Annotated in this window: 21 protein-coding genes; 12 read left to right on the forward strand and 9 right to left on the reverse strand. The window is 60.5% G+C overall.

From position 1 onward, the window contains the following. Nucleotide 1 precedes the first annotated feature (1 nt). From O3S81_RS00225 to O3S81_RS00240, 4 genes are all read left to right on the forward strand, one after another. On the forward strand, nucleotides 2-1,057 hold the full coding sequence (locus O3S81_RS00225) for a maleylacetate reductase (protein WP_269340165.1): 1,056 nt from the start codon (nucleotides 2-4) through the stop codon (nucleotides 1,055-1,057). A 12-nt stretch (nucleotides 1,058-1,069) separates the two neighbouring features. Further along, a complete protein-coding gene (graB, locus tag O3S81_RS00230; protein WP_269340166.1) occupies nucleotides 1,070-1,957 on the forward strand; it encodes a hydroxyquinol 1,2-dioxygenase in 888 nt (295 codons plus the stop codon). After that, the gene (locus O3S81_RS00235) at nucleotides 1,954-2,283 is read left to right on the forward strand and encodes a YciI family protein (protein ID WP_269340167.1); all 330 of its coding nucleotides are present in this window, start codon (nucleotides 1,954-1,956) and stop codon (nucleotides 2,281-2,283) included. Before graB ends, O3S81_RS00235 begins: the two co-directional genes overlap by 4 nt. Nucleotides 2,284-2,512: 229 nt before the next feature. Next, nucleotides 2,513-3,799: an MFS transporter gene (locus O3S81_RS00240; protein ID WP_269340168.1), complete on the forward strand. Its 1,287-nt coding sequence runs from the start codon at nucleotides 2,513-2,515 to the stop codon at nucleotides 3,797-3,799. A gap of 98 nt (nucleotides 3,800-3,897) precedes the next feature. Here O3S81_RS00240 and O3S81_RS00245 read toward each other — a convergent pair whose 3' ends face one another. The 3 genes from O3S81_RS00245 to mprF form a co-directional block, all read right to left on the reverse strand. Continuing rightward, nucleotides 3,898-5,226, reverse strand: coding sequence for a telomere resolvase (locus O3S81_RS00245; RefSeq protein WP_269340169.1), 1,329 nt, complete (start codon nucleotides 5,224-5,226; stop codon nucleotides 3,898-3,900). 280 nt (nucleotides 5,227-5,506) lie between these two features. Beyond that, nucleotides 5,507-6,892, reverse strand: coding sequence for a virulence factor (locus tag O3S81_RS00250; RefSeq protein ID WP_269340170.1), 1,386 nt, complete (start codon nucleotides 6,890-6,892; stop codon nucleotides 5,507-5,509). After that, nucleotides 6,889-9,489, reverse strand: coding sequence for a bifunctional lysylphosphatidylglycerol flippase/synthetase MprF (gene mprF, locus O3S81_RS00255; protein ID WP_269340172.1), 2,601 nt, complete (start codon nucleotides 9,487-9,489; stop codon nucleotides 6,889-6,891). The genes O3S81_RS00250 and mprF overlap by 4 nt, the downstream gene beginning before the upstream one ends. A 277-nt stretch (nucleotides 9,490-9,766) precedes the next feature. Here mprF and O3S81_RS00260 point away from each other — a divergent pair, with 277 nt between their 5' ends. Further along, nucleotides 9,767-10,060, forward strand: coding sequence for a hypothetical protein (locus tag O3S81_RS00260; RefSeq protein WP_269340173.1), 294 nt, complete (start codon nucleotides 9,767-9,769; stop codon nucleotides 10,058-10,060). A gap of 59 nt (nucleotides 10,061-10,119) precedes the next feature. Here O3S81_RS00260 and O3S81_RS00265 read toward each other — a convergent pair whose 3' ends face one another. Continuing rightward, complete coding sequence (locus tag O3S81_RS00265) at nucleotides 10,120-11,160, reverse strand: dipeptidase (RefSeq protein ID WP_269340174.1); 1,041 nt, start codon at nucleotides 11,158-11,160, stop codon at nucleotides 10,120-10,122. 234 nt (nucleotides 11,161-11,394) lie between these two features. Between O3S81_RS00265 and O3S81_RS00270 the strand changes: the two genes are divergently transcribed. The 7 genes from O3S81_RS00270 to O3S81_RS00300 all read left to right on the forward strand — a co-directional run bounded on the left by O3S81_RS00270 (nucleotide 11,395) and on the right by O3S81_RS00300 (nucleotide 19,361). Beyond that, nucleotides 11,395-12,990, forward strand: coding sequence for an ABC transporter substrate-binding protein (locus tag O3S81_RS00270; RefSeq protein ID WP_269340175.1), 1,596 nt, complete (start codon nucleotides 11,395-11,397; stop codon nucleotides 12,988-12,990). Between the two features lie 2 nt (nucleotides 12,991-12,992). Further along, the gene (locus O3S81_RS00275; protein WP_269341367.1) at nucleotides 12,993-14,006 is read left to right on the forward strand and encodes an ABC transporter permease; all 1,014 of its coding nucleotides are present in this window, start codon (nucleotides 12,993-12,995) and stop codon (nucleotides 14,004-14,006) included. Then, nucleotides 14,003-14,905: a nickel transporter permease gene (gene nikC, locus O3S81_RS00280; protein WP_004443520.1), complete on the forward strand. Its 903-nt coding sequence runs from the start codon at nucleotides 14,003-14,005 to the stop codon at nucleotides 14,903-14,905. Before O3S81_RS00275 ends, nikC begins: the two co-directional genes overlap by 4 nt. Nucleotides 14,906-14,908: 3 nt before the next feature. Then, entirely contained in the window at nucleotides 14,909-15,739 is an 831-nt protein-coding gene (locus tag O3S81_RS00285; RefSeq protein ID WP_269340180.1) for an ABC transporter ATP-binding protein, read from the forward strand. Continuing rightward, a complete protein-coding gene (locus O3S81_RS00290) occupies nucleotides 15,736-16,476 on the forward strand; it encodes an ABC transporter ATP-binding protein (RefSeq protein WP_269340181.1) in 741 nt (246 codons plus the stop codon). The genes O3S81_RS00285 and O3S81_RS00290 overlap by 4 nt, the downstream gene beginning before the upstream one ends. A 223-nt stretch (nucleotides 16,477-16,699) precedes the next feature. Further along, complete coding sequence (locus O3S81_RS00295) at nucleotides 16,700-18,211, forward strand: serine hydrolase domain-containing protein (RefSeq protein ID WP_269340182.1); 1,512 nt, start codon at nucleotides 16,700-16,702, stop codon at nucleotides 18,209-18,211. 253 nt (nucleotides 18,212-18,464) lie between these two features. After that, the gene (locus O3S81_RS00300) at nucleotides 18,465-19,361 is read left to right on the forward strand and encodes a LysR substrate-binding domain-containing protein (RefSeq protein WP_269340184.1); all 897 of its coding nucleotides are present in this window, start codon (nucleotides 18,465-18,467) and stop codon (nucleotides 19,359-19,361) included. 67 nt (nucleotides 19,362-19,428) lie between these two features. Here O3S81_RS00300 and O3S81_RS00305 read toward each other — a convergent pair whose 3' ends face one another. The 5 genes from O3S81_RS00305 to O3S81_RS00325 all read right to left on the reverse strand — a co-directional run bounded on the left by O3S81_RS00305 (nucleotide 19,429) and on the right by O3S81_RS00325 (nucleotide 24,568). Next, the gene (locus O3S81_RS00305; RefSeq protein WP_269340186.1) at nucleotides 19,429-20,295 is read right to left on the reverse strand and encodes a D-amino-acid transaminase; all 867 of its coding nucleotides are present in this window, start codon (nucleotides 20,293-20,295) and stop codon (nucleotides 19,429-19,431) included. 19 nt (nucleotides 20,296-20,314) lie between these two features. Beyond that, nucleotides 20,315-21,373, reverse strand: a complete 1,059-nt coding sequence (locus tag O3S81_RS00310; RefSeq protein WP_269340187.1) for a P1 family peptidase — start codon at nucleotides 21,371-21,373, stop codon at nucleotides 20,315-20,317. 140 nt (nucleotides 21,374-21,513) lie between these two features. After that, complete coding sequence (locus tag O3S81_RS00315) at nucleotides 21,514-22,473, reverse strand: sugar kinase (RefSeq protein WP_269340188.1); 960 nt, start codon at nucleotides 22,471-22,473, stop codon at nucleotides 21,514-21,516. Between the two features lie 111 nt (nucleotides 22,474-22,584). Beyond that, on the reverse strand, nucleotides 22,585-23,643 hold the full coding sequence (locus O3S81_RS00320; protein ID WP_269340190.1) for an ABC transporter ATP-binding protein: 1,059 nt from the start codon (nucleotides 23,641-23,643) through the stop codon (nucleotides 22,585-22,587). Between the two features lie 103 nt (nucleotides 23,644-23,746). Continuing rightward, a complete protein-coding gene (locus O3S81_RS00325) occupies nucleotides 23,747-24,568 on the reverse strand; it encodes a carbohydrate ABC transporter permease (protein WP_269341368.1) in 822 nt (273 codons plus the stop codon). Between the last annotated feature and the right edge of the window lie 4 nt (nucleotides 24,569-24,572).

Genomic DNA, 24,572 nt, shown 5'->3' on the forward strand with positions numbered 1-24,572 from the left:
CATGCAGCCTTTCGTTTATATGGCGGTGCCCGCCCGCATTGTCTTTTCGGCGGGCAGCTCGGCGGGTGTGGCGGAGGAAATCCACCGCCTCGGCTTCTCGCGGGCGCTGGTACTATCCACGCCGCAGCAAAAGGGTGATGCCGAGGCGCTTGCCGCCCGGCTTGGCCCGCTTTCGGCGGGTGTTTTTTCCGAAGCAGCCATGCATACGCCGGTCGAGGTAACGAAAAGCGCGGTTGAGGCCTACCGCGCCGCGGGTGCCGATTGCGTCGTCTCTTTGGGTGGCGGTTCCACCACCGGTCTCGGTAAGGCAATCGCCCTGCGCACCGATGCGGCGCAGATCGTCATTCCCACGACCTATGCCGGCTCGGAAGTCACGCCCATTCTCGGCCAGACGGAAAATGGCGTGAAAACCACCATACGCGGGCCGGAAATCCTGCCGGAGGTGGTGATCTACGATGCGGAACTGACGCTCGGTCTGCCGGTTGCGATCAGTATGACGAGCGGGCTCAACGCCATGGCGCATGCGGCGGAGGCGCTTTACGCACAGGACCGCAATCCTATTGCCAGCCTGATGGCGGTCGAGGGGCTGCGGGCGCTGATCGAGGCGCTTCCGGTCATTCGGGAGGCGCCGCAGGATATCGACGCGCGTGAGACGGCACTTTATGGCGCATGGCTTTGCGGCACCGTGCTGGGTGCGGTCGGCATGTCGCTGCATCATAAGCTCTGCCACACGCTGGGCGGCAGTCTCGATCTGCCGCATGCGGAAACCCATGCGGTGCTGTTGCCGCACACCATCGCTTATGTGGAAGAAGCGGTGCCGGAACTGCTTTTGCCGCTTGCTGCCCTTGTCGGCGGCCGGGCAGGGCCGGGGCTTTTCGATTTCGCCGCCAGGCTTGGCGCGCCCGCGAGTCTGGCCGCTCTTGGCGTGGGAGCGGCCGATCTTGACCCCATGGCCGAGCTTGCAACGGCCAATCCTTACTGGTGCCCGCGGCCGATCGAAAAAACCGCGATCCGCAACCTTTTGCAGCGTGCCTTCGAGGGTACGCGGCCGGAGTGATGGGAGGAGACTATGGATATGAAGATGACCAGCGACGACGGCTACTTCGTTGAGGAACGCTCGGCTGAAACCGTGATTGCCCGCATGCGCGATTGTGACGATCCGCGCCTGAAGGAGATCATGGCGGTCGTAACCCGCAAGCTGCACGAGGCAGTGAAGGAAATCGAGCCGACCGAGGAGGAATGGATGAAGGCCATTCATTTCCTCACCGAAGTCGGGCAGATCTGCAATGAGTGGCGGCAGGAATGGATCCTGTTTTCCGATATTCTCGGTGTTTCCATGCTGGTCGATGCCATCAACCACCGCAAGCCGAGCGGCGCGTCGGAATCCACCGTTCTCGGGCCCTTCCATGTGGCCGATGCACCGGAAATGCCGATGGGCGCCAATATCTGTCTCGATGGCAAGGGCGAGGATATGGTCGTGACCGGCCGCATTCTCGATACCGAAGGTGCGCCGGTCGCCGGTGCGCGCATCGATGTCTGGCAGGCCAATGATGAAGGCTTTTATGACGTGCAGCAGAAGGGCATCCAGCCCGATTTTAATCTGCGCGGCGTCTTCGTGACCGGCGAGGACGGGCATTACTGGTTCCGGGCCACGAAGCCGAAATATTATCCGATCCCGGATGACGGCCCGGTGGGGCAGCTGTTGCGGGCGATGGGGCGGCATCCTTACCGGCCGGCGCATCTGCACTACATCGTTTCGGCAGAAGGTTTCAGCCCGCTTGTCACGCATATATTCGATCCTGACGATCCCTATATCCGTTCGGATGCGGTGTTCGGTGTGAAGGAAAGCCTGCTGGCGGATTTTCAGCGGGTGGAGGATGCGCAAAAGGCGCGGGACTTCGGCTTCATCGGCGACTGGTTCTGGTCGGTGAACCACGATTTCGTGCTTGCCCGATGAGCGGCGCAAGCAATCGACCCAGGCTTTACGTGCGTTTTGCCGAAAGCGATCCCGATGCCACGCGGCAGCGGGTGGCACAGCTGGAAGCGCACAAGGCCCATTTGCGCAATGGCGAGGCGATGGCCGAAGGGTTCCGGATCCTTGTTTCCGGTCCGATGAGCGCTGTTGCGGAGGGTCCGTCTGCCGCGCTCATCATCGCCGAGGCACGCTGTATTGAAGACGTTATCGCCTTCAGCGACGCTGATCCCTTCGTCATTCACGGGGTCTACAATCGCGTTCGTATTTTGAACTGGACGCCGACGCTATCGATGATTTCCGGGCTGTAATCCCGCTGATTTCAGCCACCGTAGGATGGTTGGCATTTATCAATATTTCATTTGCAATTTTTGCAAATGCAACATTTAATCGACGGCGGGTGATACCGGCGACATGTGGCTTGACAGAAGCAGGGCACATATCAGGGTGGAACAAGCCGGGCACTCACGGAGGATAATGCAGGGACGGGGAGACGCTGATCCATTCCGGATGGCGCGTTCATGCGTGAAAGGGAGGAATATGTCCACGAATTATCTGAGCGCCGCCTCTGCGCGGACGAAAAACCCGGCCGGCGTCATTGCGACATGCGGCCTGATGATCATGTTCGACGGGTATGATCTGGTCGTTTATGGCGCGGTCGCACCGGCGCTGCTGAAAGAAAGCGCTTGGGCACTCAATCCGGCCATGGTGGGCCGTGCCGCTGCCTTGACGCTCGTCGGCATGCTGCTTGGCGCGCTGTTTGCCGGCACCATGGCTGACCGTATCGGCCGCCGGAAGGTGGTGCTTCTCAGCCTCGCCGGATTTTCGGCGATGATGATCGCCTCGGCCATGACACCGAATTTTCTCGCCTTCGAAATCACCCGCTTCTTCGCCGGTCTCGGGCTCGGGGCGCTGTTGCCGACGGTTACCGCGCTGGTGCTGGAGTTTTCGCCACCACAGCGCCGGGCGCAGGCTAATTCGCTGTCCTTCCTCGGTTATCTTATCGGCGGCATCATTTCCGGCGTCATGGGCATGCTGCTCCTGGAGAGCTATGGCTGGCGCCCCTTGATGCTGATCGGTGGCCTGCCCCTCATTCTGCTGCCGATCTTCATGCGGTTCCTGCCGGAATCGCCGGAATGGCTGGCGAGCAAGGGCAGGCAGGCGGAGGCTGACGGCATTTGCGACAGTTATGGCCTGCAACGCATCGTGCCCCATGCAAAAATCCAGAAGGGTGGCGTCGGCGCGCTGTTTTCAGAAGGCCGGCTGGTTTCGACGCTGAATGCCTGGGGCATTCACTTCTGCTCGCTGCTGCTCACTTTCGGCATGGTCAACTGGCTGCCCACCATCATGAACAAGATGGGTTATGACATCAGTTCGGCGCTCAGTTTCTCGGTCATGCTCAATGTCGGCGCCGCGATCGGCATCCTTATCGGTGGGCGCTTCGCGGACAAGGGCAACGTCAAGGTGGTGGTGGCGATCCTGTTTGCCATCGGCGCCGGATCGATCTTCGCCCTGACTGTGAACAAGGGTCCGCTTCTTTATGCCTTCGTGGCGCTTGCGGGTGCCGGAACCATCGGAACCCAGATTCTTGCCAATGTCCTCGTCGGGCGGCTTTATCCCGTCCATATTCGCGGCACGGGTCTCGGCTTCTCGCTGGCGGTCGGGCGGCTTGGCGGCATCGCCGGCCCGATGATCGGCGGCCTCGTGCTGCAACGGGGTCTGGCGCCGGAGTGGAATTTCTACATTTTCGGCTCGGTCGCGCTGGTAGGGCTGGTGCTGACGGTGTTGACCCTGCTTTACCGCACGTCCGGTGATGCACGGGCCTGATGGGGAACGACTGGCCGCGGGACTGGAATTCGCGGCCGGATACCAGGGTATCTCTTTACAAGCCCGGACGGAAAGCCGGGCTTTTTTGCTGAGATGCTCTAGGCTTTGCGGGAAACCGGTGCGATTGCCGCCATTTGCTGCAATGCCCTTTCATTCGTGCGTTTGGCCCGCGCCAGCGCGTCGTCGCGATCTTCGGGCAGCGTATAGGTCATGTAAGACAGCGAGGTTTCGAGGTCGTTATTGTTATGGCCGAGAATGGCGGCGAAATAGCTGTTCTTGGTCACATGTGGCGGCGCGAAATTGTGATAGGCCACCTCGGCATAGAGATGTCTGAGGCCATAGGGCTTGGGAAGTTCTTCCTTCGGCCAGAGATCCTCGAACAGGCTGAAAACCGTGTCCCTGAGCAGCAGGCGGGTTTCCGAGGAAAAATCGTCGATCGACATGCCATGCCACAATTTTCCCTGGCCGCTTTCGCGCAGGCGCCCATAGGCGGACAGGATCGTTTCGGAGCGGGTCAGGACCGGGATTTCATAGGTAATCCCGAATTTCGTACCCTCGCCCTGTTTTGTCTTGGCCTGGCCATTGAATAGAAGGCTCCATTTGGAAACGCCCTTGCCATAGGGGGCAGGCGTAAATTCGGCCTGGGTGAAGACTTCGTAGGGTCGGCGTCCCGTCATGCCGATCAGGCCGATGCCAATCATCAGCGGATCGCTGGACCTGAGACAATCCTCGCAGATTTTCAGAACCTGCCGGTAATTCTCGAATGTGATCAGCGCGCCGTGCTTTTTCGCGATCTTTTCCATCTTCACCCGGCGTGCATCGTCATACATTGCGGCATCGCCGGTGGCGATCTTCAGCATCGGGTGTTCGTCGCCGAAGGCTTCGCGGATAGCGTTGCGATATTTCGTAATGTAGGAAATGATCGTCGTCTGGGCCCTGCCTTTCATGGTGCTGATTTCAGCGTTCCACAGGGTCTGCATCTCGTCCTTCGTCCCGATGCCGTTCATCGCCAAAATGAAATCCGCGATGCGCAGAAGAACGGTCGGCTTGCGGCCGGCGGTGTTGAATTCCGCCCGCTCGATTTTTTCGATAATCGATATTGCGACGCCGGTTTTGGGGTAGTCGGCCCGTTCGATATAGGTTTTCAGCCGTTCGCGCAGCTTCTTCATGTTGCAGATGGCAAGCGGGGTGCTCTTCGGGCCGAACTCGGCCTTCAGTGCATAGCGATATTTCATGATGTAAAGTTCGAGCGTCTTTTCCGTGCGGCCATTGTCGAAATGGTAGCGGACCTCGGCATCCCACAGGTCACGGATTTTTCTGTTTCGCGAGGCGTCGTCGCTCTTCATCGCCTCCCTGACCTCGCCAACGAATTGATCGATGCGCTCCACGAGGACCGGTGTTTTTGTTTTTCGTTTTAAGGCGGGCATGCGGCGGCTCCCTGAACCGGTCCGGAAATATAAAATCCATGGTTGGCTATCGACAACAGCACGGTTGCGGAAACGCGATGAACATTCGCCGCAGGCCAGCTTCTTTTGAATAATAGTTTAACCGATTCCGCAAGCACGGCCGCGATGGGGAGAAGCATCAAAGACGGTTTGCGGGCGGCATCGTTCGCCCGCAAACCGCGAATATTGGTTCAGGTGGATAAAATCTAGCGGAATATTCGCGTGGCTTCGGACTGTTTCCGAAGCCACCAGGACTGAAAGCTTATTTCTGCAGCCGGGTTTTCAAGGACGCCACGATCTTGTTGGCAAGCGCCTCGTAATCCTCGTCGAAATGGTGGCCGCCCTCGATGCCGAGCGTTTCCACGCCCTTTGCCTTCAGGCCGGGGCAGGGGTCTTCATCCTCTTCCTCCGTGCCATAAATGCACTGCACCAGCTTCGGGTCGATCTTGGCGATGTCGTCGACGGTCTTGCCGCCCTTGCCTTCACCCGCCACGCCAAGCCAGCCCTGAACGGAAATCTCGAAATCCACTTCCGTCGACAATCCCATGAGGGTGAGCTGCACGACATGCGATTTCGCACGTTCCGGCAGCCGGTTGAAGGTTGCGGGAATGATATCGGCCCCGAAGGAATAACCGATCAGCACGACGTTTCGAACCTTCCATTCCTTGCGATACGTGTCGATGATGCGCGCAAGGTCGTTTGCGACGTCCTGCGGCTGTTTTTCCTTCCAGAAATAACGCAGTGCATCGACACCGATCACGGGTATGCCCTGCTTCTGCAGCGCGCCGCCCACTTCCTCATCGAGATCGCGCCAGCCACCGTCGCCGGAATAGATCACCGCCATGGTGTCCATCACCGGGCTTGTTTCGAGAACCTTGATCGGCAGGCCGAGCGGGTTGTCTGTATCGCCGGCGGCATCGACCTGGTCGGACAGGGTCTGGGTGAGAACCTCGTCCGCCTTGTCATCCACATCCGTCACGTCGATATCGGGATGCAGCTTGACGAGCGCGTTGACGTGGTCGCGGCCCTTCTGGTCGGCAGCGGGCGTGAACAGCACGCTGACCGGCGCCGGCAGCGGGCCGTCGGTGAGGCCATAGACCGTCTCGCCATCCACCTTGTCCTTGGTGGCGGGCGTGCAGAGGATCTTCTCAAGCGGAAGGCCGGCCTTGGGGTCGACGGCGATGGCTTCCCGCACGGTGGAAACCGGGCTTTGCGCGATCATGGCCAGTGCGAGCGTTCCGCCCTTGCCGATGCCGGTGAGGATGGGCTGGCGATAGCTGCTGGTGCCGGCGGTGCGCTGGATCTGCTGCGACAGCGACTCGATGTCCGAAATCATGTAGATGCACTCGTCCTCGTCGGCTTCGAGTGCCTTCAAATATTCCTTGAAGTCGATGCCGACCACGGCGGCGCCTTTTCCCACCAGCGTCTTTGCACGTTCCTCATCGGCGGCGGTCCAGCCGTCCGCGTCGGAAATCAGGAAAACGCTGGCGAGAATATCGCCGTCGGGCACCATGATGTGCTCGGCCGGGATCATGCCGGTCTCATAGGCGGGCTTGTCCTGCCCAAAGGCGGCGCCGGAGGAAAATAACGGGGCGGTAAACAGGGCGGAAGCGGCAAGGATTGCCTTCAGCATGCTGGATTTTCTCATTTTCCGATTACTCCTCTGACACCGCCGCTGATCAGAACCGTCGCGTCCATCAACGCCAGAGCGGCGTCTGCACCGTTCTGCACGGCAAGGTAACGCGGTTCCCATTTCGGGTGGAACTTCGCCTTGAAGGCGCGAAGGCCCTTGAAGTTGTAGAAACGTTCGCCGTGTTCGAACAGCGTGCTGCCGATACGATCCCAGACGGGGGCCGTATCGCGCTTCGACATGCCGGACATGGGCGCCATGCCGAGGTTGAAGCTCTCATAGCCCGCCTCGCGCAGATATTGCATGATGCTGACGAAGAGGAAATCCATCGCGCCGCGCGGCGCATCCGGCGAAAAGCGCATGAGGTCGACGGTGGCTTCCTTTTTCGTCTCCGTTACCATCAGATTGGCGAAGGCGGTGATTTTTCCATCCTTGCGCAGCACGGCGACGGGTTGCGACAGAATGTAATCCGGTTCGAAAGCACCGAGCGAGAAGCGTTTTTCACGCGTATTGTGGTGTGCGAGCCAGCCGTCGGAGACCTGTTGCAGCTCATCCAGAATATCGGGCACCTGCACCTTTTCGACAACCTCGAACGTCAGGCCGTCGCGCGCACCGCGGCTCAGCGACTGGCGAAGGGTCGCGAGCTTGCCGCCCTTCAGTTCGAACGCGGTAAGATCGACCAGCGCCAGTTCGCCGAGCTTGAAGGCGCGCAGCCCTGCATCGGCGCAATGGGAGAGAAGGAAAGGCGAAATCTGGTAGAAGGCGGCGCGTGCGCCGGCCGCACGGGCGGCTTCCACGAATTGCCAGACGAGGTCCGGAAAATCCTCCTCGTCGCCGACCGGATCGGCAAAGGCGATCCAGGAGCGGCCCTGAATGCCATACATGATGAAAGCATTGCCGCTTTCGGAGAACATGACGTGTTTGTCGCCCATGCGCACCAGATTGGCGTCGGCCGCATCCTGTTGCGTGACGATGCCAGTGGCGCGTTCCACGTCCTCGGGCTGGATGGAATCCGGCTTGAAGATAACCGGCCGCATCAGGCTGAAAATTGCGATGGTCGAGGAAGCGAGCACCAGGCCAAGGAGGGCGCGCAGCCCGCGGGGGGCTTCTTCGGAGAACTCGAATTCCCACCACAATGTATGACTGTAATCGGTATCACGATAGACGAACAGGAGGATCGTTGCCGCGCCGGCGATGATGACGGCCATTGCCGCGAGCCAGCTTGGTCCCAGTGCCTGTTTGACCAGTGAGGCGTGCCGGTTGAAGCTGCGCACATTGAGGGCGAGTGCCGCAATGAAGATGCCAAGGAATACCGCCTCGAAGACCGCGATGGCCTTGAGGATGGAGAGGATGAGGGCGAGGGAGGCCGCGATGAGGGCGATCCACCAGGCGCCGTCCAGTCTCTGCCCGAGGCCGCGTGAGGCGACGACGAGGCCGAGGCCGAGAATGCTCGTCAGAAAATGCGCCGCTTCGATGATCGGCAAGGGCACGAAATTCGAGAGGAAATCGAGGTTGCTGTCCGGCGTCGGCGTCACGCTCGAAAAAATCAGCATGGTGCCGAGAATGATCGCGAAGGTGGAGAGCAGCGGCGGCGCCAGCCGCACGGCAAGCTGGCTGATATCCGAAACCACGGGCTTGGCCGCGAACTGCTTCATCTCGGACAGGATCATGACCAGGATGGCGACGACCAGAGGCAGAACGTGATAGATGACGCGGTAGAGCACGAGGCTTCCGAGCAACTCATCGACGCTGATCGCATTGCCGAGGCCCGCCACCATGACGGTTTCGAAGACGCCGAGACCCGCAGGGACATGGCTGAGAACGCCGAGGCCCACGGCGGTGGCATAGATCGCGAAGAAGGTTGGCCAGCCGAGATGCGTTTCCGGCAACAGCACGTAGAGAACGGAGGCAGATGCAGCGATGTCGAACGCCGATACGAGGAACTGCCGCGACGACGTGCGGCTGTCGGGGAGGCGCAGCCGCCATTTGCCGATGCGGATCGCCTTGCCGTCGCGGCCGATATAGGCCGTGATCACAAGAATGGCGATGACGGCAAGGGCCGCACCCCTCAGCACCAGCGGGTCGAAGCCGACGATGGCGGCGATGCGGGGTGCAACGATGAAGGTCGAAAGCGCGCTGACGGAGAGAAGCCCGAGGCCGAACGACAGGGTGACGAAGGCGATGACGCGGGCGATATCACCCGGCGAGAGGCCGAGCCGGGAATAGGCGCGGAAGCGGATGGCGCCACCGCTCAGCGGACCGAAACCTGCCGTGTTGCCGATGGCATAGGCCGCAAAGGCCGTGGCCGCCATCGACGGGAACCGGACTTTCTTGCCGACATATTCGATGGCATTCGCATCGTAAAAGATGAGGGACAGGAAGCTCAACGCCGTAAACACGATGGCGAGCAGAATGGAGGAAAACGATGTGCCAAGAAGGGCGGCGATCACATCGTCATATCGTACTTCCGATGTGAGGCGGTAAATCGCAAACGTCATCATCACGAAGATGAGCGTTATGGCGATGGCCGTCAGATAGGGCCGGTTTCTGGCAAAAAAGCTTTCAACCGGGGATTCGCTAATATCGGTCTCTATAATTTCGCTCTTGTCTGCCATTTACTTTTTCCAGCGCCGGTCCCGTTGGTTGGCGAACCACAGGATTGTGTCGCTAATTCGTTTCGGTTGAGGAAATTTGCTTAGCAGAATTGCGTGACGTGTCGATGTGAAGTTTGTCTCCGGCGTCGATCGATTTTGCCAAGTGTAACGGCGAAAATGCAACCGGGAAATGTGAGATTTCCAAGTCCGGTAAAAATACGACAAAATTGAACGTGGCGGTTGCCTGGTGACGGCATTTGATGCAACTACACGCTCCTTTCGATTGAAGGAGATGCCAATGAACATGCCCACAAGAATAGTTGTTTCGCTCGTTGTCGCCCTCGCTGCCGGTGGCGGATATATGACGATGGATAAGATGCGCGGTGCCGAATGGGTGGTTTCTCCGCAACAGATCGCCGAGGCCAAGGCAAAGGGGCAGATGGGTTATGAGTCCCGTCCGGGCACGGTGACCGTGCTGCCGATCCGCAGCGAGACGGCGGACGTGCTGCCGATGAAATGGGCGATGGTCGGCCTCGTCGCCGGGCTTCTGGCTTTCCGGGCGACCGGCAAGAAAAAAGCGGCAAAGGCTTAAGGGCCCGCCGCTTCCATGTCTCCGGCGCATGGCGCCGGAGATGAAATTCACCTTTTGCCTTATGCGCCCCAGGTTTTTTCCAGCACGCGGATCCAGTTGCCGTGGCAGATCTTGTTGAGCGCCTCATCGTCATAACCGCCCTTGCGCAGGGCCTCGACCAGCAATTGCAGATCGCCCGCATCCTTTATGGCGGCGGGAATGGTGGTGCCGTCGAAATCCGAACCGAGCGCGACGTGGTCGATGCCGATGCGGTTGACGATATAATCCACATGGCGGACCAGTTCGCCAAGATCGGTATCCGGGTTCTTCACGCCGTCCTGACGCAGGAACAGAACGCCGAAATTGATGCCGGCAAGGCCGCCCGTATCGCGGATGGCGTCCAGCTGGCGGTCGGTCAGGTTACGGCTGTGATTGCACAGCGCGTAGGCGTTGGAGTGCGAGGCCACCAGCGGCGCGTCGGAAATCTTGGCGATATCCCAGAAGCCCTGTTCGTTCATGTGCGAGAGATCGACCATGATCTTCAGCTCGTTGCAGGTTTTGACCAGCCGCTTGCCGGTATCCGTCAGGCCCGGGCCGATATCCGGCGTCGAGGGGAAACGGAAGGGAACGCCGTAAGCGAAGATGTTCGGGCGGCTCCAGACCGGTCCGAGCGTGCGCAGACCCGCCGCATGCAGAACGTGCAGCCCGTCCAGGTCGTCACCGATCGCTTCCGCGCCCTCGATATGAAAGACCGAGGCGAAGGCGCCTTCGGCCATGGCGCTGCGGATATCGGCGGCCGTGCGGCAGACTTTCAGCGCACCATTGGATTGTTTCTCGGCGCGGAACAACAGGGCCGCCATGCCAAGCGTCGCCTTCAGCGCGTCTGCCTCAGACGGTGTCGAGAAATCACCGTTGGTGTCCTTTTCCATGCTTGGCGAGGGCACGTAGATGGCGCAGAGACCGCCGGCGAGGCCGCCTTTTTTCGCGCGCGGCAGGTCGATATGGCCAACCGTATCACCTTCGATCAGAAGCGTTTCGGGAGAGGCATTGCCCGATCGCCATAACCGCAGAAGCACGTCGTTGTGGCCGTCGAAGACGGGTACGGTTTTTTGATCGGTCATGGTCATTCACCTTCGGATAGGGGGAGGGCGCGAACGCGCGTCCATCAGACTTTTGGGAATTGGTAGAGGAAAGGTCAAGGCAGGAGCAAATGCAATCCATGCATAGGCTCTGCCAAATTTGGAATTGGTCGGGCCTCGTTTGCTCGTGGTAATCGCGGGAAAACATAAAAAAAACGACTGGATTGGGGCAAGCCCACCATTTTCCGAAAAATAAGGTCCGAAAGGGGATTTTCGATGATTTCAAGACGCAACCTGCTGATTGCCGGCGCTGCCGTTCCGTTCCTGTCCTATGCGCGCATTCCGGCCTTTGCCGCAACGCCCAAGGATATTCTGGTCGTTGCCCAGCAGCTGGACAATATGACGAGCCTTGACCCGCATGAAGGTTTCGAGGCCGTCGGCGGTGAAATCATCTCCAACATGTACCAGAAGCTGGTGCGCGCCAACCGCGAAGATTCCACCAAGGTCGATCCCGTCATCGCCAAGTCCTGGGAAGCCGATGCGGACAGCAAGGTCTTCACCTTCGTGATCGGTGATGAAGCGACCTTCGCGAGCGGCGCGAAAGTGACCGCAGAAGACGTTGTCTTCTCGCTGCAGCGCGCCATCAAGATGAACAAGAGCCCGGCCTTCATCATCAGCCAGTTCGGCTTCACACCTGAGAATGCCGAGACGACCATCGTTGCCGCCGACGACAAGACGGTGAAGCTGACGACGGCAAAGCCAACCGCCATCTCCTTCCTGCTCTATTGCCTCTCGGCCAATATCGGCGCGATCGTTGAAAAGAAGGCGGTTCTTGCCAATGCATCTGGCGAAGACCTCGGCAATGGCTGGCTGCAGAAGAACAGCGCCGGCTCCGGCGATTTCGTGCTGCAGGCCTGGAAGCCAAGCGAAAGCGTTGCGCTCGCGGTCAACCCGAACGGCCCCTACAAGGGCAATATCAAGCGTATCGTGCTGCGCCACGTCACCGATCCGTCTTCCCAGCTTCTGATGCTGCAGAAGGGCGATATCGACATTGCCCGCGACCTGACGTCCGAGCAGCTGCGCACCGTCAAGGACGATGCCAATATCGAGCTGGAGCGCAAGTCCATCGCTTCGCTGGTGCTGATCTCGCTCAACCAGGGCAATGAGAACCTCGCCAAGCCGCAGGTCTGGCAGGCCATCAAGTGGGCGCTGGACTACAAGGGCATGCAGGAAAACATCGTGCCGCTGACGCATGAAGTGCACCAGAGCTTCGAGCCGAAGGGCTTCCCTGGTGCCGTTAACGACATTCCGTTCCAGCGCGATGTCGAGAAGGCCAAGGCGCTGATGGCCGAAGCCGGTCTCGCCGATGGTTTCGAAATCAGCATGGACCACTATTCGGCACAGCCTTATCCGGATCTGGCGCAGGCCATTCAGGCGAACCTTGCCGATATCGGCATCAAGGTGCGCCTGCAGTCGGCGGAAAACCGTCAGGTCCTGACCAAGATGCGCGCCCGCGAACATCAGATGGCGCTTTCCGCATGGGGCACGGATTATTTCGATCCGCATTCCAACGCCGATGTTTTCAACATCAACAAGGACAATGGCGACGACGTGAAGTCCAAGCCCTTCCTGTGGCGTTCGCGTTTCAAGAACGACGATTTCGCCGCCAAGGCGGAAGCCGCTCGCGACGAGCGTGATCCGGCAAAGCGTATCGAGCTTTATGAAGCCCTGCAGCGCGAGCACATGCAGAACAGCCCGTTCGTCTTCATGTTCCAGACGACGAAGACGGCTGCCTTCCGCAAGGGCGTATCCGGCTTCGAACTCGGCGTTCTCTCCGAGGGCAATTCCTACCACGATGCGAAGAAAGCGTGACATTGAACAAGCGCGTTAAAAGCATATCGTCGATACTGGGCAGCGTCATCCTGACGCTGTTCGGTTTGATGGTCATCACCTTCATGATCGGGCGCGTCATGCCCGTCGATCCCGTCATTGCGGCGGTCGGCGACAATGCGCCCGAAGACGTCATCGTGCGTGTGCGGGCCGAAATGGGCCTCGACCAGCCGCTGGTCGTGCAGTTCTTCCACTATGTCACGCAGGTCCTGCATGGCGATTTCGGCAATTCGATCCTGACCCGCAATCCGGTCTGGATCGATATCAAGCGCGTTTTCCCCGCCACGTTCGAACTTGCTACCGCAGCGCTTATCCTCGCTGCGCTGATTGGCATTCCGCTCGGTGTCTGGGCGGCCGTGAAGCAGGGCAAGCTGACGGACCAGGTGATCCGCGTCGTCTGCCTTGCCGGTCACTCTGTGCCCGTCTTCATGCTGGCGCTGATTTCGCTGCTCGTCTTTTACGCCACGCTTGGCGTCGCACCGGGGCCGGGCCGTCAGGATATCATCTATGATGGCATGATCACGCAGGTTACCGGCCTGATGACGGTCGATACGCTGCTTGCCGGTGACTGGGACGCCTTTTACGACGCCATCGCCCATATGGTGCAGCCCGTCTGCATCCTCGCCTATTTCAGCATGGCCTATATCACCCGCATGACGCGCGCCTTCATGATCGATGCGCTGAAGGGTGAATATGTCATCACCGCCCGCGCCAAGGGGCTTTCGGCGATGACCGTTATCTGGGGTCATGCCTTCCCCACGGTCGCCGTGCAGCTCGTCACGGTTCTCGCGCTCACCTATGCCGGCCTTCTCGAAGGTGCGGTGGTGACGGAAACCGTCTTCAGCTGGCCGGGCCTTGGCCAATATCTCACCGTCTCGCTCATGAACGCGGACATGAACCCGGTCGTCGGAGCAACCCTGTTGATCGGCTTCATCTATGTCGCCCTCAACCTGCTCGCAGACGTGCTTTACAGAGTTATGGATCCTCGCGTTCGATGATGTTAGCTAATTTCAGAAACTGGGCGCTGGATGAGACGCCGCATTCCCGCACACAGGCTGCCTGGGGGAACCGGTACCGCATCTGGCTCAACCTCAAGTCCAATCCGCTGGCGGTGGTCGGTCTGACGATCATCGTCCTCTTCATCGCGCTGTCGCTGCTGGCGCCGCTGCTTGCCCCTTACGATCCGGCGACGCAGAATCTCGGCAACCGTCTGGCGTTTCCGAGCGCCGAGCACTGGTTCGGCACCGATGAGCTGGGCCGCGATATTCTCTCGCGCATTCTCTATGGCGGCCGCGTCACGCTCGGCATGGTCATTGCCGTCGTCGTTCTCGTGGCACCCATCGGCCTCGCCATCGGCTGCATCGCCGGTTATTTCGGCGGCATTGTCGATACGGTGCTGATGCGGGTGACGGATGTGTTCCTGGCCTTCCCGCGCCTCATCCTCGCGCTCGCCTTCGTCGCGGCGCTGAAGCCCGGCGTTGAAAGCGCCATTCTCGCCATCGCGCTCACCGCATGGCCGCCCTATGCGCGTCTGGCCCGCGCCGAGACCATGACGGTGCGCGGCAGCGACTTCGTTGCGGCCTACCGGCTGACCGGCGCTTCCGCCTGGCGCATCATTGCCCGGCATATCGCGCCGCTCTGCGTGCCGAGCCTTATCGTGCGCATCACGCTCGACATGAGCTCGATCATCATCACCGCCGCCAGCCTCGGCTTCCTCGGCATGGGTGCGCAGCCGCCTTCGCCGGAATGGGGTGCGATGATTGCGACGGCCAAGCGCTTCATCTTCGAACAATGGTGGGTCGCCACCATTCCCGGCATCGCCATCTTCCTCGTTTCGCTCGCCTTCAACTTCCTTGGCGATGGCCTGCGCGACGTTCTCGACCCGAAGGGACATTGAGCCATGCTGGTCGAAATCGAAAATCTGAAGATCGCTTTCCAGACCCGCACCAGCCGTTTCGAGGCGGTGCGTGGTGTCTCCATGAAGCTCGGCACCGAAAAGCTCGGTATTGTCGGCGAATCCGGTTCGGGCAAGAGTCTAACGGCGCGGGCGCTGATGAAGCTTCTGCCGTCCAATGCGGATATCCGCGCCGACAAGCTCGCCTTCGACGGCATCGACGTGCTGTCCGCCAGCGAAAGGCAGATGCGCCAGATTCGCGGCAAGCGGGCGGGTTTCATTCTGCAGGACCCGAAATATTCGCTGAACCCGGTGAAGACCATGGGTGCGCAGATCGCGGAAGCCTGGCGTGCCCACAAGGGCGGCAGCAAGCGGGCCGCCATGGAAGCGGCGATCGGCCTGCTGGATCAGGTGAAGATCCGCAATCCGCGTCAGGTCGCCTCGTCCTATGCGCATGAGGTTTCCGGTGGCATGGGCCAGCGTGTGATGATCGCCATGATGCTCGCGCCCGATCCGGAGTTGCTGATCGCCGACGAGCCGACAAGTGCACTCGATGCCACTGTGCAGGCGGAAATCCTGCGGCTGATCGAGGAGCTGGTGTCGGAACGCGGCATGGGGCTCATCCTCATCAGCCACGACCTGCCGCTGGTTTCGCATTTCTGCGACCGCGTCGCCGTGATGTATTCCGGCCGGGTGATGGAGGAGCTGAAGGCTTCCGAACTCCTGAAAGCCGAACATCCCTATACAAAGGGACTTCTGAACTGCATTCCCTCGCTGACGCATCCGCGCGAGCGTCTTCCCGTTCTCAACCGTGATGCAGCGTGGTCCGGCCAATGATCGACGTCGATAATCTCCGTATCAAGTTCGGCGACCGCGAAGTCGTGAAGGGCGTGTCCTTTTCGGTGGAAAAGGGCGGCAGCTTCGGCATCGTCGGCGAAAGCGGCTCGGGCAAGTCCACCATCCTGCGCGTCATGGCGGGCCTCAATGAAAGCTGGGAAGGCCGCATCGCCTTTGCCGGCAAGGATGCGCCGCTGAGGCGGACGCCGGAATTCTTCCGGCAGGTGCAGATGGTGTTTCAGGACCCCTATGGCTCGCTGCATCCGCGCCAGACCATCGACCGTATTCTCAGCGAATTGCCGCTGGTGCACGGCATGGACAATATTGAAAAACGCATCCAGCAGGCGCTGTCGGACGTGGCGCTGCCGCAGGCGGTACGGTTCCGTTTTCCGCACCAGCTTTCCGGCGGCCAGCGCCAGCGCGTGGCAATCGCGCGCGCGCTGATTGCCGATCCGCAGGTGCTGCTGCTCGATGAGCCGACTTCGGCGCTCGATGTTTCGGTGCAGGCGGAAATCCTGAACCTTTTGCAGGATCTTCGTGCGGCCCGTAACCTCACCTATATCCTTGTGAGCCACAATCTGGCGGTCATCGCGCATCTTTGCCCGCAGGTGGGAGTGATGCTGAACGGGGAGATGGTGGAGCAGCTGAGTGCGGGCGATCTGCGCGAGGGCCGCACGAAACATCCGCATACGGAAGAGCTGCGCAGCCTGAGCATCAGGCTGGAAGAGCCGGCCTGAGGTCGCACCTACCGGGGATGCGTATAGATCGAGCGGGTGCTGCCCGCTTCTTCTCCCCGAGGCGGAGAAGGTCGCGGCAGCGGGATGAGGGGGCAAGCTCTCCGAAATCCGGCAATGTCACCCCCTCATCCGACCCTTCGGGCCACCTTCTCCCCGGCGGGGAGAAGAAACAAGCGGCGATGTCGAGACCAGCGGCGTCGAAACAGAGATATGAGACCGAACCATGCCACAGCAATTCGACTGGAACGCCGCTTCAACCCTTTCGCAGAGCTTCGTCTCGCAATGGGCGAGCAATGAGCCGGGCGGCGCTGTCATCGGTTTCGATCTCGATGGCATCCGTTTCGCCCATGCCGGCGGTGTCGAAAGTCTCTCGACCTTCGCACCCTTCACGCCACAAAGCGTGGTCCGTTATGCCTCCGTCACCAAACACGCCTTCTGCGCCATGGTGCTGGCCCATTCCGATCTGATCGGGCTCGACGATCCGCTCGGCAAACATCTGCCGGAGCTGCAGGCGCCGCTTCGCGATGTCACCGTCGGGCAGGCGCTGGATATGAGCGGCGGGCTGCCGGATACGCGCGAATGCCTGTCGCTGCTCGGTCTTTCCGTCTACACCGAAACGAAGGCCGGTCCGCTGCTCGATTATCTCACACGCCTGACCCGGCTCAACTTCGCAGCCGGCAGCGAGGTTTCCTATTCCAATACGGGCTATCGCCTCGTGGAAGCGGCGCTGGAGCGCCGGGGGTTCCGGTTCGATGATTTCGTGCAGGCGCAGATTGCCGGTCCTTTCGGCGTATTTCTGAAGGCGCCGGATGTCTGGAACGATCCGGTTGATGGATTGGTGCCGGGCTACTGGAAGTCCGAAGAGAACTGGCAGCTTTCGGCCGCCGGCCTGCATATCTCGGCTTCGGGTAGCCTTGCCGGCAGTGCCGAGGCGCTGACCCGCTGGCTGCAGGGGTTGATGCGGGGCGAGGGCAGCTTTGCCGGTGTTCTGGACAGGCTTTCCGCCGGGCGGCCACTGGCCGATGGGCGGATGAGCGAATATGGGCTTGGTCTTCGCTGGTCGCATCTGGGTGACCGGCGTTTCGTTGGCCACGGCGGTTCGCATCCGGGCTACAAGACCTATTTCCTGCTCGACCCTGAAAACGGAACGGGTTTCGTGGTGGTGTCCAACCGCGAGGATACCAACGGTTTCAAGATCGCGCTGGAAGGCATGGCGGCTCTGACTGGCCTGCCTCTGCCGAAACCCGCCGCCAGCCTGCCGGAAGGCCTCTATGTCACCGAAAGCGGGCCGTGGTGGCTGGAGATCAAGGGCAGCACATCCACCTTCATCGATGGCGACGACACGCTTTATGAGGATGCCGACGGTTGGGTCTCTTCGCGTTCGGCATCCTCGCCCATGCGGCTGAGGCTAGATGGCGAAGCGATCGTGGGCGAGGCTGGCCATGCCACCCGACGCTTCCTGCCGGTCGGCGAACATGCCGTGCCAGATGACCTCTCGGGAACTTGGCGATCCGATGAGGGGGCCGAATTTTCGATCAACGGTTCGTCGCTGACGATGGGCATTGGCCCGACGCGCCGCAGCATGCCTTTGAAGGCCCTCGGCAATGGCCGCTTCCTGTTCACGCTCATCGATGGGCCGTGGACAAAGCGTGTCTGCCTAAACCCGCTCGGTGACGACAGGATCGAGCTGGTGTCCAGCCGGGCGCGGATGATCGAATATTCAAGGGGCCGCTGACGACTGAGATCGACCCAGTCGCGCCCCACAAACTCGACGTCATCCTCGGGCCTGTCCCGAGGATCTGCAAACAATTGATTTTGTTGACGTGCTTAGATCCGTGGGACAAGCCCAAGGATGACGGAAGCGAGGCTTAGGCTATTTTCTCAACAGCCCGAAGCTTTCTAGTGGGTTTCAATCAGCTTCTATTGCTCCTAATAAAGACCCATGTTCCCGGCAGCCCGGGACGGCATCTTTGTGGGAGAACAGGCCCTTGGAAGTCAAATGGCTCGAGGATTTCCTGGCGCTGGCCGGAACGCTCAATTTTTCGAAGGCGGCGGATGAGCGGCATGTGACGCAATCCGCCTTCAGCCGGCGCATCAAACAGCTGGAAGCCTGGGTGGGCGCGACGCTGGTCGACCGCGCCTCCTATCCGTCGCGACTGACCGAGGCGGGCGTCAAGTTCGTGCCGGTGGCGCAGGAGACGCTGAAGCAGCTTTACCACGCGCGGCGCACCCTGCTGCAGGAAGAAGGGGCCGATGCGAGAACCGTTCGGCTAACGGCCCTGCATACCCTGTCCTTCACATTTTTCCCGGACTGGCTGAAACGGGTGAACGAAACGGCGGGACCGCTGTTTTCAGTTCTGCGGCCCGATTCCGGCAGCATGGAGGAAAATCTCAATTCGCTGGTGGACGGGCAGAGCGATTTTCTTCTGACCTATGCCCATCACGAAGTGCCGATGCTGCTCGATGCGCAGCTGTTCGAGTTTCGCGTGCTCGGCGCGGAAAACATCATTCCAGTTTCAGCGCCCACTCAGGATGGCGCACCGCTGCATGCGCTGGTGGAAAATGCGAAAAAACCCTTTGCCTATCTGGATTATGAAAAGGCGTCGTTCTTCGGGCCATTGCTGCGCGATCTCTTAAGCGCGCGGCTGCCGCAATTCGAGCGGGTGCATGAGGGCAGCATGTCGGTGGGGCTGAAAGCCATGGCAATGGCCGGCTGGGGTGTCGCCTGGGTGCCGGAAAGCCTGATGCGGCATGAGCTGGACAGCGGCACCCTTGTGCGCGCCGCCGATCCGAGTTTCGATATTGCCGTCGATATCAGGCTTTATCGTTCAAAGGAGAACCGCCGGCCCGTTGTCGAGCGCATATGGGCGGTTCTCGAAGACTAGGAGCATTTCCAGGAAAAGTGGTCCCCGGTTTTCCGTCCGGAAATGCTACCGAACAAACACTTTCGTTTTAGATCGCCGTGCGGCGGGCGTTTTCGAGGTAGAGCGCGCGCAGGCGGCTTACCATCGGGCCGGGCTTGCCGTTGCCCACCGGCTTGCCGTCGATCCTGGTGACCGAGACAACGAAGTTGGAGGCGCTGGTGAGGCAGGCCTCGTCGGCATTCAGGGCTTCTTCCAGCGTGAAGGGGCGTTCTTCTAGCGTGAAACCGGCTTCCTTCGCCAGTTGCAGGGCGGCGAGGCGGGTGCAGCCGGGCAGGGTCTTGTTGCTGTTGCCGCGGGTGATGATCTTCTTATCGGCGGTGACGATATAAGCGGTCGAGGACGCGCCTTCGGTGACGAAACCATCCTCGATCATCCACGCCTCGTCGCAGCCTTCGGCCTTGGCGATGCGTTTTGCCATGACCTGCGGCAAAAGGCAGACGGTCTTGATATCGCGGCGTTCCCAGCGCTGGTCGGGAACGGATTTGACGGCGATGCCTGCTTCTTCGACGGGGGTGCCGATCAGCTTCTTTGCCTGGGTGAACATGACGAGCGTCGGCTTCAGATCGGCCGAGAACAGGAAGTTGCGGTCTTCCGCGCCACGCGTCAGCTGCAGATAGATCATGCCCTCGACGAGATTGTTGTCGGCGATCAGACGGCGCTCGGCCTCGACGATTTCCTTCGTCGTGACCGGCAGGGCTACGTCGATTTCGCGGGCACTGCGTTCCAGCCGGGCCATGTGCAGGTCGCTGTCGATCAGCTTGCCTTCCAGAACGGAGGTAACTTCATAAATGCCGTCGCCAAACAGGAAACCGCGGTCGAAGATGGAAAGGCGGGCGTCCGCCTCGGGCAGGAATTCGCCGTTGACGTAAACGATGCGGCCGGATTGGCTGGTCATGAAAACTCCGTCTGGAAGATCAGGCTGAAAGAAGGGTTTTAAGCGTGTCGATGGAAATGGCTTCGACTTTGGAGGCTTTGCCGGTGCCGGCATTAAAGCCCGATGTCGTATTGGCTGCGCAGAGTGAATTGAGGATCGCCTCCTCCGTCGCCTCTATCGCGGCTTCGAAGAGCGGCGAGATCGCGTCGTTGGAAAGCCCAGGGTATTCCGTCACTGCCTTGCGGCGCGCAGGCGTGCGGCGAAGACGCTCATCGGTGGAAAATGCCAGCGCGTAATCACCGGAACCGTTGCTGAGTGCTGCGCCCGTGCGTGCCAGCCCGCCGAAGCTTCTGGCCGCCAGACGCTTCAGATTGCGGGACGAAAGCGGCGCGTCGGTTGCCACAATGATGACGATCGAGCCGTCCTTGTCCTTATGGTCAGGGTTGACATAGGGCTTGCCGCAGACCAGCAGATGGCCGCCGTAATTGGACTGGACGAGAATGCCGATGGTATAGGTCTGACCGGAAATGGTGACGCGGCGGGAGGCTGTGCCGATGCCACCCTTCATGCCGAAAGCGACCGTACCGGCTCCGGCACCAACGCCGCCCTCGGCCACCGGGCCTGTGGCAGCATTTTGCAGCGCGGCCGAGATTTCATCGACCGTCGGGCGGCCGGCGCGGATGTTGTTCAGGCGGGAATCGTTGGTTTCGCCGACGACGGCGTTGATCGAAACGACTTTCTCATTGCCCGGCTGAGCCAGCGTATGGCGGTTGATCGCCTCTATGGCCCGGCCGGTTGCCAGCGTGTTGGTGAGGATAACAGGTGTCTCGAGTTCGCCGAGTTCCTCGATCTGGGTGGAGCCGGCAAATTTGCCGAAGCCGTTATAGACGGCGAAGGCGGCGGGCACCTTGTCCTGAAAGAGATTGCCGCCATGCGGCAGGATCGCTGTTGCGCCGGTGCGGATCGTCTCGCCCTCGATGACGGTCGAATGGCCGATGGTCACACCTTCGACATCGGTGATGGCGTTGAGCGGGCCGGTTTCGAAATGGCCGGGCTGGAAACCGATATCGCGCAGTCTCGGGCGGGTCGTCTGATGCATCGGGCGATCACTTTTGCGGAATAAAGGCTCAAGGTGGAACAGGCGCGGCTTGCGAAAAGCTTTGCTCTGACTTGACGTTAGACTACTTCGCCGGGAAACGGCATCGCAAAAATGGAATAGTTTTATGCGGGCAATGGCGCTCAGGAGGCGCGCAACGCGGCTTCGCCTTCACGCTCCAGCCATTGCCGCATCGCGTCTTCCGTCTCTTCGCGCGTCGGTGCGCCGATGCGGCCGCCGAAGACGCTACATTTGAGTGCGGCGGCAACGGAGGAGAGGCGGATGGCCGCGCGGCTTTGCATACCTTCAGCCATCGCAAGCGCAAAGGTGCCGTGGAAGATATCGCCCGCTGCCAGCGTATCCACCGCCTTAACCTGCATGGTCGTCTGGAAATACACCGTGGGGTCGCCCGCTTCCGTCCACCAGCAGCCCGCCGGTCCGGCGGTGACGGCGATGAAGGTTTGCGGATAACGGGCATGCAGCACCGGCAGCATGTTTTTCACCGTTTCAAGCCCGGTCAGCCGGGCGGCGGCGGGTTCGGAAAAGACGATATGGGTCGCGGCAGGGGCAAGCTTTTCCAGCGTTTCCACCGGCGCAACATCGCCATCCAGAATGGCGGGTTTGCCAAGCGCACGCGCCACGTCAAGCACATCAAGCGCCAGTTCCGGCCAGCGTACGTCCACCAGAACCGCATCGAAGGGAGCAATATCCGCCGGTGTGCAGGAGCGTTTTTTCTCATGCAGGCGATGATCGTAAAAAGGCACGATCAGCCGTTCGCCCCGGTCGTCGATGATGATCGTCGACAGGGCCGAGCGTGCGCCGGGCGCAACCGTCATGCCGCTCGTATCTATGCCGCTTTCGCTGAGATCGCGAAGGATGCGGGCACCGGTCTCGTCGTCGCCCACCGCACCCCACAGGCTGGCGCGGCCGCCCATGCGATGGACGGCATAGGCGGCGCTGGAGGCCATGCCCTCGGCGATCTGCAGCATTTCATAGGGCAGGACCTTGCCTTCGCCCTTTGGCATGTCGTGCACGCGAAACAGGGTGTCGAGCACGGCTGCCCCCACGCAGAGCACATGTTTGCCACCCTGTTTGCCTGCCATGCTGTTCACTCCTGTCGCCCTTAGAGCGTTCTGGCTTCGCCAAAGCGCTCTAACTCATTGTTTTCCGCGTTTCCGGACGGAAAACCGGGGTCCACTTTTCCTGGAAATGCTCTAGAGACGCTTGCCGCTGTCCTTGTCGAACAGATGCACCGTTGCCGGATCGATGGCAATGTGGATCGTATCGCCGAAGCGCACGTTGAGACGCTCGCGGAACAGGCAGGCGATGTCGTCACCCTTGCAATTGAGCTTGGCATAGATTTCCGAGCCGGTGCCTTCGACCAGTTCGACACGGCCTTCGATGCCGGTCTCGGCAGCGCGGATATGTTCCGGCCGCACGCCGTAGACGAGGTCGCGGCCGCCGAGCTTGCCGATATCGGCATGGGCGGGCAGCGGCAGGTTGAGGCCCTTGGCGGTGCGGAACACGCCTTCCTCCACCCGGCCACGAATGAAATTCATGGCGGGCGAACCGATGAAACCGGCAACGAAGAGATTGGCGGGATTGTCGTAAAGCTCGAGCGGCGCGCCGATCTGTTCGATGACGCCGTCATGCAGCACCACGATCTTGTCGGCCATGGTCATGGCTTCCACCTGATCGTGGGTGACGTAAATGGTGGTTGTGCCGATGCGCTGGTGCATGGCCTTGATCTCGCCGCGCATCTGCACGCGCAGTTTGGCATCGAGGTTGGAAAGCGGCTCATCGAACAGGAATACCTGCGGATCGCGCACCAGTGCGCGGCCCATGGCGACACGCTGGCGCTGGCCGCCGGAAAGCTGGCGCGGATAACGGTCCAGCAGCTTTTCCAGCCCCAGAATGGCGGCTGCCCTATCCACCTTGGCCTTGGTTTCCTCGGCGCTCACCTTCTTCAGCTTCAGCGCGAAGCCCATATTGTCCTTCACCGTCATGTGCGGATAAAGCGCGTAGTTCTGAAAGACCATGGCGATATCGCGGTCGCGGGCAGGCAGGTTGCTGACTTCGCGCGAGCCGATGTGAATTTCGCCGTCGCTCAGCTCCTCAAGCCCCGCAATCATGCGCAGCAGGGTGGATTTGCCGCAGCCGGATGGGCCGACCAGCACGACGAATTCGCCATCCTTGATGTCGATATCGATGCCGTGGATGATGTTGACTGCGCCGAAGCGCTTCTGGACGTTTTGAATATTGACCGGTGCCATGTGCAGGTTCCCGTTACGAGCAATTCCAGCAAAAGTGCGTCGCGGTTTTGCGTCCGGAATTGCGTTAAAAGAGTAAGGGCATGGACTGCCCTAATTGGTTGGTTCAGCCGCCCTTGACGGCGCCGGCGGTCAGGCCCGCCACGATCTGTTTCTGTGCGAACATGGTGAGCAGTAGCACCGGCAGCGTGACGATGAGCGCAGCCGCGGCAAGCGGACCCCAGCTGACCTGCTCGAAGGACAGCATGTTGTAGACCGCGACCGGCAGGGTGCGCGTTTCACGGCTGGCCAGCACGATGCCGAAGACGAAGTTGTTCCACGAGAAGATGACCGCAAGGATGAAGGAGACGACGATGCCGGGCTTGGCAATCGGCAGCGCCACCAGCCGGAACACCTGCCAGGAGGATGCGCCGTCTATGCTTGCCGCCTCTTCCAGTTCCTTCGGCGTGGTCTCGAAATAACCGATCATGATCCAGACGACGATCGGTACCGTGACCACAAGATGGATGATGATCTGCGGCCAGAGCGTGCCCAAGAGGTTCAGCCATTGGAACAGCAGGAATAGCGGAATGAGGAAGGAGAGGCCCGGCGTCATGCGGGCAATCATGATGACGACGGCGGATTTTTCCGCCTTCAGCCGGGCGATGCCGTAACCGGCCGGCACGCCGATCACCAGCGCCAGAATGGTGGCGGCACCGGTGACGAGGACCGAATTCCAGAAATAGAGGAAGAAGTTATTCTCCTCGAACACCTTCACATAATTCGACCAGGCGAACCGTTCGGGGATCAGGATCGGCGGATAGGCGCCGTTGTCGATTTCATATTTCAGCGACAGCGAGATCATCCAGATGAAGAACAGGATGACCGGCGAGATCATCACCAGCGCCACGAAGAACAGGCTGATGCGGTCGAGATTTTTGCGTTTCAGGATC

This window comes from Agrobacterium sp. SOY23 (assembly GCF_027212525.1).
Taxonomy (GTDB): Bacteria; Pseudomonadota; Alphaproteobacteria; order Rhizobiales; family Rhizobiaceae; genus Agrobacterium; species Agrobacterium tumefaciens_I.